The following is an 8296-nucleotide window of genomic DNA, read 5'->3' as shown; positions in this document are numbered from 1 at the left end:
GGCTGGGGCTGAGCGTGGGGGAGGGGGAGACGGCCCGGTCCAGCGACCGCGAGGCGCGGTCGTCGTCGAGGGACCGCTCGGCCAGCGCCTCGACCACGGGCTCCCGCGCGGCGTCGGCGTCGTCGCGCGTGCCGGCGAACGCGGCCACGCCGAGGCAGCAGGTCACGCCGGTGGCGAGCGCGACCCGGACGGGGGTCGAGGCGAGCAGGGCCCGGCCGCCGCGACGCTGCCGCTCCGGAGCGCGATGACGGCCGGTCGTCCGTTCGGTCGAGGCGGGATCGTCCGGGCGGGTGGCCGGCCGATCCTGGGTCAGCTTCTGGGCGGGGTGGTCGTCGTGGTGCACCCGCCGAGGTTAGAAAGGCGAGCCCCTCTTGCCATCGGCCTGCTTGGTGGCATGCGCCACAATTTGCGCCGATCTGCGGGTCGAATACGCCCGCCGGGCCATCATCTCCACCATCTCCTCTTGTCGAATCTTTCGCCTTTATCCGATAAGGGTGGGCTTATCGGGCGAAGAGTCGATCTTGAGTCGGGGTGGAGGGGCGGAGCAGGGCCTCCACCGAACGGTGGAGGCCGTTCCCGACCCCCGGACGACCGCGGGTCGGCCCCCGAGGGGACCCGACCCACCCCGGGGCTCACCCGCCGGCCGGTCAGTGCCGGCCGTTCTCCGCCGGCGTCACGGTGAGCCGGTGCCGGCTGCCGTCGCCGCTGGAGAAGGGCCAGAGCCGGTCCGCGTGCTCGACCAGCTCGGCCAGCTGTTGCCGGCTGAGCCCGGCGGACGAGATGGACGCGTGCACGTCCGCCCGGTACCGGCCGTCGTCGTCGCGCCCGAGCTTCGCCTCCGCGCGTACCTGCACGGTGTGCGCCTCGTCGGTGATCTCGCCCGCCGCCTCGACCGCCGCGTGGTGCAGGCAGGACGCGAACGCGGCGGCGAGCAGCTGCTCGGGGGTCAGCCCCGAGCAGTGCGGCGCCAGCGGGGACGCCAGGGCAGTGGACAGGCTTCCGTCGTCGGTGCGTACGTGGCCGCCCTCGGCGGTCGCGGTGGCCGTCTCGTTCAGCCAGGAGCTCGATTCCGGCATCGCGTTCCTCCCGTCGCTCACCCGCCCGGCTACCCGGCACCAGGGCGGTGAAACCGCAGGTGGCCGGCGGGAGGGCCGGAGGGCGCCTGCCGAAGGCGGCCCACGACGCCGGTGCGCCGGACGCTCATCCGGCCTGGGTGGACCAGTCGGGCAGGGGGGCCGCCTCGGTCACCTCTGCCGCCGCCCGCTCGGTCCACGGCGACATCGACCCGCCGCGCTGCCGCGGCGGGGTGGGCTGCCGCAGCGGCACGTACACCCGGGCGTCCACCGCCTCCGCCAGCAGCAGTGCCGCCATCAGGCTGGTCGGCCGGTCGGCCGGGTCGTCGGCCAGGCAGCTCGCGCACAGGTCGGCCACCTCCGGCGGCAGCCCCTCGATCTCCGGCAGCGGCAGCGGCGGCTGCCGCCGGCGTGCGCCGAGCAGCTGGGTCGTGGTGCCCGCCTGGTACGGCAGCCGGCCGGTCAGGCAGTAGTAGAGCAGGACGCCGAGGGCGTACATGTCGGCGGCCGGGGTGGCGGGCGCCCGCTCCAGCTGCTCCGGCGCGAGGTAGGCCGGCGTGCCGACCACCATCCCCTCCGGCGACCGGTCGGGGGTGCCGGACGGGGTGGCGATGCCGAAGTCGAGCACCTTCACGCCGGCCGGGGTCAGGATCACGTTCGCCGGCTTGACGTCGCGGTGCACGATGCCGTGCGCGTGGGCCGCGGCCAGCGCGGCGCTCACCTCGGCGCAGACCCGGACGGCGATGCGCCAGTCCAGCGGCCCGGCGCGCAGGTGTGCGGCCAGCGTCTCGCCCTCGGCCAGCTCCATGACGATGTAGGGCACCTGCCCCTCGGGGGCCGTCCCGCAGGTGCCGAAGTCGTGCACGAAGGCCACGTTCGGGTGCACCAGCCGGGCGGCGGAGCGGGCCTCCGCGCGGATGCGCTCCACGGAGGTGTCCTGGCCCTCCTGCCCGGGGGACATCACCTTCACCGCGACCGGCCGGTCCAGCACCGCGTCGTGGGCCCGCCAGACCTCCGACATGCCGCCGATGCCGATGCGCTGTTCGAGCCGGTACCGCCCGTCCAGCGTTCTCATCGACCGCTCCCTGTGCTCGTGGCCCGTCCCGCGACGGGCCGCCCAGAGCTGCGGTACCCGGGCTCCGATCAGGGCAAACCGCCGCCGGATCCGGGCGGTGCCGCCCTGCGCTGCGGTAGCTTGCGAGCCAGGGCCGGTGTCGGGGCGGTACGCGGGAAAGGCGGGCGCGCGGATGAGCGAGGTGACCGTACGCTTCGTCGGCGGCCCGGCCCACGACCTGGTCCGGGCGTTGCCGGCCGAGCCGGACGGCACCCCGCCGGCACACTGGATCCTGCGCCACCCCGACGGCGCCGGGCCGGCCACGGCCGGCGGGCCGGACCACCTCTACCAGCGCGAGCATCGCGCCGACGGCGGCACCTGGACGATGCGCTTCGTGCACACCTATCCGGCCGGCATGACGGAGTGAGGAGCGCCCGCCGCCCGCTGACGCGCGGGTGGACGTTCAGTCGGCCAGCAGTTCGGCGAGGGCCTGCCCGATCCGGTCGGCGTGCCGCCCGTCCGGGTCCTCGTCGGCGTTGAAGTCGGTGACGCTCATTCCGAGCAGCCGACCCGAACACACCAGCGGCCGGGCCAGCGCGATCAGGTCGGCCCAGTCCAGGCCGCCCGGCTCCGGGTAGCTGACCGCCGGCAGCACGAGCGGGTCGAGCACGTCGAGGTCGAGGTGCAGCCAGGCCGGCGTCGTACCCACGGCGAGCTCCCGGCCCACCGCCGCCGCGTCGGCGCCGCGGATCCGGGTCGCCGGCACCAGGCGGACGGCCGGGTCGACCCGGGATGCCTCCCTGCCGTCCGTGGCCCGGTCGAGCGGCCGGTGGCCGAGCACGTGCACCTGGTCGGGGTCGACCAGCGGCCCCTCCCGGTCGAGGACCCCCGCCGGGCCGTGGTCGGTGACGATCGACAGGTCCATGTCCGCCGCCTCGCCGGTGGGCGAGGTGCGGCCGTCCTCGAAGTCGAGGTGGGCGTCGAGGAACCACAGGTCGAAGCCGGCGGGCAGCCCCTGCAGGATGCCCGGCAGGATCGCGCAGTCGCCGCCGAGCACCAGCGGGTGGCGCCCCGTGCCGATCAGCGTCGTCACCCGGACGGCGATCGCGCGGGCGGCGCGGCGCACCTGGTCGACGCCGATCACCCCGGTCTCCGGATCCCGGACCGGGTCGGTGATCAGGGCGTCGACCCCACCGGCGTCGGCCACGCCCAGCCGGCCCAGCAGCCCGGCGGCCCGCAGCGCGGCGGGCGCCCGGTGCTCGCCCCGGCCGCGTCCGGAGGAGTCGAGGGGAGCGTCCAACACCGACCATCGCACACCCGGAGGCTAGCCCGAGCGTGGCAGGCTGGGCGGCATGTACCGGGAACGTCCGGCCGGGTTCGCCGGCGCGGTGCTCTGGACCAGCGCCACGACGGCGGGCGCCGCACCGACCAGGGTGCTCCCCGACGGCTGCGTCGACCTGCTCTGGTCGAGCCGCCTCGGGCTCGTGGTGGCCGGGCCGGACCGCACCGCCCACCTCAGCGGCGGCGGGCCGGCGGAGCGCTGGGTGGGGCTGCGGCTGCCGCCGGGCACCGGCCCGGCGGTGCTCGGCGTACCGGCGATCGAGCTGCGCGACCGGCGGGTGCCCCTGGCCGAGCTGTGGGGCGAGCGGGACGTCGCCCGGCTGGCCGAGCGGGCGGAGACGGCCCCGGCCGACGTGCTGACGGAGATCGCCGCGCGGCGACTGCGGGCGGCCGGCGGGCCCGACCCGATCGCCGCCCGGGTCGCCGCCGCGCTGGCCGCCGGCGTCACCGTGAGCGCGACCGCCGCCGAGGTCGGCCTCGATCCGCGCGCCCTGCACCGTCGGTCCCGGCACCTGTTCGGGTACGGCCCGAAGACCCTGGCCCGGATCCTGCGGATGGGGCGCGCGCTGGCGCTGGCCCGCGCCGGCATCCCGCTGGCCGAGGTGGCGGCCCGCTGCGGCTACGCCGACCAGGCCCACCTCACCCGCGACGTGCGCGACCTGGCCGGCGTGCCGCCGACCGCCCTGCTGCCCCGCTGAGCGGGGTTACGGCACGCCATCGCCATGTCGACCCGAGCGACGCCGAATCGTGCGTCGCCACGGCTACGAGGGTCGGCGCGGTCGCACCTGGATCACCCTCACCCCCGCCGGCAGCAGCGTGCTCGCCGAGGAGATCGCCCAACTCAAGCAGCTCATCGCCCGCGTCGAGACCAGCCGCATCCCGGAGGGTCGATGACCCGGCAGGCGGTCAGGCTCCCGGGAGCGGGGCGAACAGGTCCACGCCGTTGCCGTCCGGGTCGCGCACCACCGCGTACCGCTGGCCCCAGAAGGCGTCCCACGGGGGCAGGTGGCCCTCGTGGCCCTCCGCCACCAGCTCCGCGTAGAGCCGGTCCACCTCGGCCGGGTCGGCGCACCGGAAGGCGAGGCTGGCCCCGCCGCCGGCCCCGGGCCGCCAGTCCGGGTCGAAGGTGCGGACGGTGTCGGCGGTGTCCCAGGCCAGCCGGAGCCCGCCGGGCAGGGTGACCTCCACGTGCGGCGCGGTGTCGGCGTCCGCCGGGATGTCGAGGCCGAGCCGCCGGTAGAAGGCGAGGGAACGGGGCAGGTCGCTGGTGACCATGCCGATGAGGTCGAGTGTCGGTGCCATGGCCCCACGGTAGGCAGGCCCCGGGCGCGCGTCTTGAACGGAACGGACGGCGGACGGAGTGCCGGTGTGGCCTTCACGGCCGGGACGATCGGCGTAGCGTGTCAGGCAAGTCCGGCTTTCCGGGCAAATGCCCCAAGGGGTCCTGCCTGCGTACGCCGGTCTCGAGACGCGAGGGAAGGAGCGGTCGGTGGAACACCTGGCCTACCTGGACGCGGGGTCCGGCAGCCTGATCGTGCAGGCGGTGGTCGGCGGGGTGGCCGGCGCCGCGGTGGCGGCCAAGCTCTACTGGCGGCGACTGGTCGACCGGTTCCGCCGCCAGCCCACCGACCAGCGCTGACCCCGGCCGATGGTGAACTCCCGCACCGGTCTGCGCACCGAGCCAGGCTCCTTCCGTGACCCCGCCAACCGGGTCTTCCACCTCGACGGCGACGTGCTGCGCGGGCTGGACGAGCGGGCTGCCGGGGAGTGGCGGGCGCTGACCGCCAGCGAGTTCTTCCCGCCGCTGCTGGCCGCCGGCAAGGTGTGCGGCACCGAGGCGGTCGAGTCGCCGGCCGTGCCGTCGGGCGACCGGTGGGCCGCCGTGCTCCGTCACGAGCGCATCCCGTTCGTCTCCCACCCGTACGAGTGGTCCTTCACCATGCTCCGCGACGCGGCGCTGCTGCACCTGGAGATCCTGCGGGCGGCGCTGCCGGCCGGGTTCACCACGAAGGACGGCTCGGCGTACAACCTCCAGTGGCGCGGCGCCGAACCGGTGTTCATCGACGTCGGCTCGTTCACCCCGGCCCGCGACGGCGAGCCCTGGGCCGGGTACCGGCAGTTCTGCCAGACGCTGCTCTACCCGCTGCTGCTCGGCGCCCACCTCGGGCTGGACTTCCAGCCCTGGCTGCGCGCCCGGGTCGACGGCATCGAGCCCGACCAGATGCGCCGGCTGTTCGGCGGCGCCCGGCGGCTGCTGCCCGGCGTACCCACGCACGTGCACCTGCACGACGCGATGCAGCGGCGCAACGCCCGCGCCAGCACCGCCGACGTCCGGTCCCAACTGCGGGCGGCCGGCTACTCCCGCGAGCTGGCGCTGGCCACCGTACGGGGCATCGAGAGGCTCGTCCGCCGCCTAAAGCCCCGCCCGGCGGCCAGCCACTGGGTCGACTACCAGCGCACCTGCGCGTACACCGCCGACGACCGGGCCGCGAAGGAACGCTTCGTGGCCGAGGCGTTGGCCGACGGGCCGCGGCCCCGCCTGGCGCTGGACCTCGGCGCCAACGACGGCCGGTACGCCCGGCTCGCCGCCCGGCACGCCGACTACGTCGTCGCGGTCGAGCAGGACCCGGGCGTGGTGGACGGGCTCTACCGCGATCTCCGCGCGGCGGGGGAGCGGCGGATCCTGCCCCTGGTGATGGACCTCGCCGACCCGTCGCCCGGCGGCGGCTGGCGCGGCGTCGAGCGGGCCTCGTTCGCCGACCGGGCCGGCGCCGACGCGGTCCTCGCCCTGGCCGTGGTGCACCACCTGGCGATCGGGCGCAACGTGCCCCTGCCCGAGGTGCTGGACTGGCTCGTCGGCCTCGCCGTCCCCGGCGCCCGCCTGGTGGTGGAGTTCGTCCACCCCGAGGATCCGATGGCCCGCCGGCTGCTGGCCAACAAGCCCGAGGGCCTCTTCCCCGACTACCGACCGGCCGAGTTCGAGCGGCTGCTCGCCGCGCGCTGCCGGGTCGCGCGGCGGCTGGACCTGCCCTCGGGCACCCGGACGCTCTACGCGGCGGTCGTGGGTGGCTGAGCCGCAATCCGGGCCGGACCGCGCGTGCGGCGACCGGCCGCCGGGTGACCGGCCGTCGGATGACCGGCTGCCGGGTGACCGGCCCTCCGGTGGCCGGCCGGGCGGCTGGCGTACGGAGCTGGGCCGGCTGGCCGAGGTGGTGGCGCTGGTCGGGCTCGTGGTCACCCAGCCGCTGCTGGACGTCCTCGGGCGCAGCCCCGACTTCTTCCTGTTCCACCGGGCCGACCGCGGGGAGATCCTGCTGCTGGTGGCGCTGGTCGCGCTGGCGCCCACCGCCGCCGTGGCGCTGCTCGGCGCGCTGTCCCGGCTGGCCGGACGCGCCGCCCGGTCGGCGACGCACACCCTGCTGGTCGGCCTGTTGCTCGCCGCGCTGGCCGTGCAGGTCGGCCGGCACGGCACGCCGCTGCGGGGCGTACCGCTGCTGCTGCTCGCCGCGGTGGCCGGGGCCGCCGGGGCCGCCGCACACCGGCGGTGGCGCGCGCCCGGGCGGGCACTGCGGCTGGCCGCGGCCGGACCGCTGCTCTTCGTGGGGCTGTTCGTGTTCGCCTCGCCCACCTCGACGGTGGTGCTGCCCCGGGGCGAGGGCGGCGCCGCCGGGGTGGCCGGGCCCGGCAACCACCCGCCGGTGGTCGTGCTGGTCCTCGACGAGCTGCCCCTGGTGTCCCTGCTCGGCCCGGACGGGCGGATCGACGCCGCCCGGTTCCCGCACTTCGCCGAGCTGGCCGCCGGCTCCACCTGGTACCGCAACGCCACCGGCGTCAGCGGCTGGACGCCCTACGCGCTGCCGGCGATGCTCACCGGCCGGTACCCGCAGCGGGCGGCGGCGCCGCACTACTCGCAGTACCCGGACAACCTCTTCACCGCCCTCGGCGGCCTGTACGACGTCCGCGCCGAGGAGAGCATCACCCGGCTCTGCCCGCCCAGCCGCTGCGAGCAGCCGGTCAGCCCGGAGCAGGGGATGGGCGTCCTCATCCGGCAGGCCGGCGGGCTGCTGCGCCAGGTGACCGCCCCCGTCGACAGCCGCGTCGACCCGGAGGACTCGTACCGTGAGCGGACCCGCGCGGAGGCGGGCATCGACGCCGCCGAGCCCGTCCCGGCGGACCCGAAGTTCCGCTGGGACAGCCTGGACGACAACCAGCCGGCCCGGTTCACCAGCTTCCTCGCCGGGCTGCGGCCGGCGCCCCGGCCCACCCTGCACTTCCTGCACCTGCTGATGCCGCACTCGCCGTGGGCGTACCTGCCGTCGGGGGCGCGCTACGACGCCCCGGGGGACCTGCCGAACGACGGCGACGGCTGGGCGGAGCTGGCCCGCCGGCGGCACCTCGCGCAGCTCGGCTACACCGACCGGCTGATCGGTCAGACCCTGCGTACCCTGCGCTCCGGCGGTCTCTACGACGAGGCCCTGTTGGTGGTCACCGCCGACCACGGCGTCAGCTTCACCCGGGGCGCCCAGGGCCGGGGCATGGACGCCATCCGGACCGCCCCCGGCGAGGTCGCCTGGGTGCCGACGTTCGTCAAGACCCCCGGTCAGCGCGCCGGGCGGATCGACGACCGGAACTGGCAGCACGTCGACCTGCTGCCCACCATCGCCGACGAGGCGGCCGTCCGGCTCCCGTGGCCGGTCGACGGCCGGTCCGCCCGGCAGGCCCCGCGCGCCGACGCGGGCAAGGTCTTCTACGACCGCCCCGGCCAGCCGACCCCCATCGCCGACGGCCGTGCCCACCAGCGGATGGGGTGCGGGCGGCGCGACCGGGG

General features: G+C 76.4%; 10 protein-coding genes and 1 pseudogene. 6 read left to right on the top strand and 5 right to left on the bottom strand.

What is annotated here, in order from left to right; all coding sequences use genetic code 11:
• From ACSNN9_RS26725 to ACSNN9_RS26715, 3 genes and pseudogenes are all read right to left on the bottom strand, one after another.
• Nucleotides 1–343: pseudogene (locus tag ACSNN9_RS26725) on the bottom strand (hypothetical protein); the annotation flags it as partial.
• Nucleotides 344–647: 304 nt separating this feature from the next.
• Nucleotides 648–1076 (bottom strand): OsmC family protein, encoded by a 429-nt coding sequence (locus tag ACSNN9_RS26720; RefSeq protein ID WP_089000686.1) that lies wholly within the window; start codon nucleotides 1074–1076, stop codon nucleotides 648–650.
• A 124-nt stretch (nucleotides 1077–1200) separates the two neighbouring features.
• Nucleotides 1201–2148, bottom strand: a complete 948-nt coding sequence (locus ACSNN9_RS26715; protein ID WP_436676009.1) for a serine/threonine-protein kinase — start codon at nucleotides 2146–2148, stop codon at nucleotides 1201–1203.
• A gap of 172 nt (nucleotides 2149–2320) precedes the next feature.
• Here ACSNN9_RS26715 and ACSNN9_RS26710 point away from each other — a divergent pair, with 172 nt between their 5' ends.
• On the top strand, nucleotides 2321–2554 hold the full coding sequence (locus ACSNN9_RS26710) for a hypothetical protein (protein ID WP_436676008.1): 234 nt from the start codon (nucleotides 2321–2323) through the stop codon (nucleotides 2552–2554).
• A 36-nt stretch (nucleotides 2555–2590) separates the two neighbouring features.
• Here ACSNN9_RS26710 and ACSNN9_RS26705 read toward each other — a convergent pair whose 3' ends face one another.
• Nucleotides 2591–3442, bottom strand: a complete 852-nt coding sequence (locus ACSNN9_RS26705) for an arginase family protein (RefSeq protein WP_436676007.1) — start codon at nucleotides 3440–3442, stop codon at nucleotides 2591–2593.
• A gap of 37 nt (nucleotides 3443–3479) precedes the next feature.
• Between ACSNN9_RS26705 and ACSNN9_RS26700 the strand changes: the two genes are divergently transcribed.
• Together ACSNN9_RS26700 and ACSNN9_RS26695 are read left to right on the top strand one after the other, a co-directional pair.
• Complete coding sequence (locus ACSNN9_RS26700) at nucleotides 3480–4166, top strand: helix-turn-helix domain-containing protein (RefSeq protein WP_436676005.1); 687 nt, start codon at nucleotides 3480–3482, stop codon at nucleotides 4164–4166.
• 49 nt (nucleotides 4167–4215) lie between these two features.
• Nucleotides 4216–4362, top strand: coding sequence for a hypothetical protein (locus tag ACSNN9_RS26695; protein ID WP_436676004.1), 147 nt, complete (start codon nucleotides 4216–4218; stop codon nucleotides 4360–4362).
• Nucleotides 4363–4374: 12 nt separating this feature from the next.
• On the opposite strand, the gene ACSNN9_RS26690 is transcribed toward ACSNN9_RS26695, so the two are convergent.
• Nucleotides 4375–4770: a VOC family protein gene (locus tag ACSNN9_RS26690; RefSeq protein WP_436676003.1), complete on the bottom strand. Its 396-nt coding sequence runs from the start codon at nucleotides 4768–4770 to the stop codon at nucleotides 4375–4377.
• A gap of 187 nt (nucleotides 4771–4957) precedes the next feature.
• Between ACSNN9_RS26690 and ACSNN9_RS26685 the strand changes: the two genes are divergently transcribed.
• The 3 genes from ACSNN9_RS26685 to ACSNN9_RS26675 form a co-directional block, all read left to right on the top strand.
• Nucleotides 4958–5107: a hypothetical protein gene (locus ACSNN9_RS26685; RefSeq protein WP_165947858.1), complete on the top strand. Its 150-nt coding sequence runs from the start codon at nucleotides 4958–4960 to the stop codon at nucleotides 5105–5107.
• A 9-nt stretch (nucleotides 5108–5116) separates the two neighbouring features.
• Entirely contained in the window at nucleotides 5117–6541 is a 1425-nt protein-coding gene (locus ACSNN9_RS26680) for a methyltransferase (RefSeq protein ID WP_436676001.1), read from the top strand.
• Nucleotides 6542–6608: 67 nt separating this feature from the next.
• Nucleotides 6609–8296 (top strand): sulfatase-like hydrolase/transferase (locus ACSNN9_RS26675; protein ID WP_436676011.1); only part of this gene is annotated, 1688 nt, incomplete at its 3' end.

The sequence above is a fragment of the Micromonospora sp. URMC 107 genome (assembly GCF_051386315.1).
Taxonomy (GTDB): Bacteria; Actinomycetota; Actinomycetes; order Mycobacteriales; family Micromonosporaceae; genus Micromonospora.
This window is presented reverse-complemented; position numbering and strand designations above follow the sequence as displayed.

Bases quoted from the DNA above. Each gene is read 5' to 3' on its own strand.
- ACSNN9_RS26720 (WP_089000686.1), bottom strand. From the start codon at position 1,076: ATGCCGGAATCGAGCTCCTGGCTGAACGAGACGGCCACCGCGACCGCC.
- ACSNN9_RS26715 (WP_436676009.1), bottom strand. From the start codon at position 2,148: ATGAGAACGCTGGACGGGCGGTACCGGCTCGAACAGCGCATCGGCATC.
- ACSNN9_RS26710 (WP_436676008.1), top strand. From the start codon at position 2,321: ATGAGCGAGGTGACCGTACGCTTCGTCGGCGGCCCGGCCCACGACCTG.
- ACSNN9_RS26700 (WP_436676005.1), top strand. From the start codon at position 3,480: ATGTACCGGGAACGTCCGGCCGGGTTCGCCGGCGCGGTGCTCTGGACC.
- ACSNN9_RS26690 (WP_436676003.1), bottom strand. From the start codon at position 4,770: ATGGCACCGACACTCGACCTCATCGGCATGGTCACCAGCGACCTGCCC.
- ACSNN9_RS26680 (WP_436676001.1), top strand. From the start codon at position 5,117: ATGGTGAACTCCCGCACCGGTCTGCGCACCGAGCCAGGCTCCTTCCGT.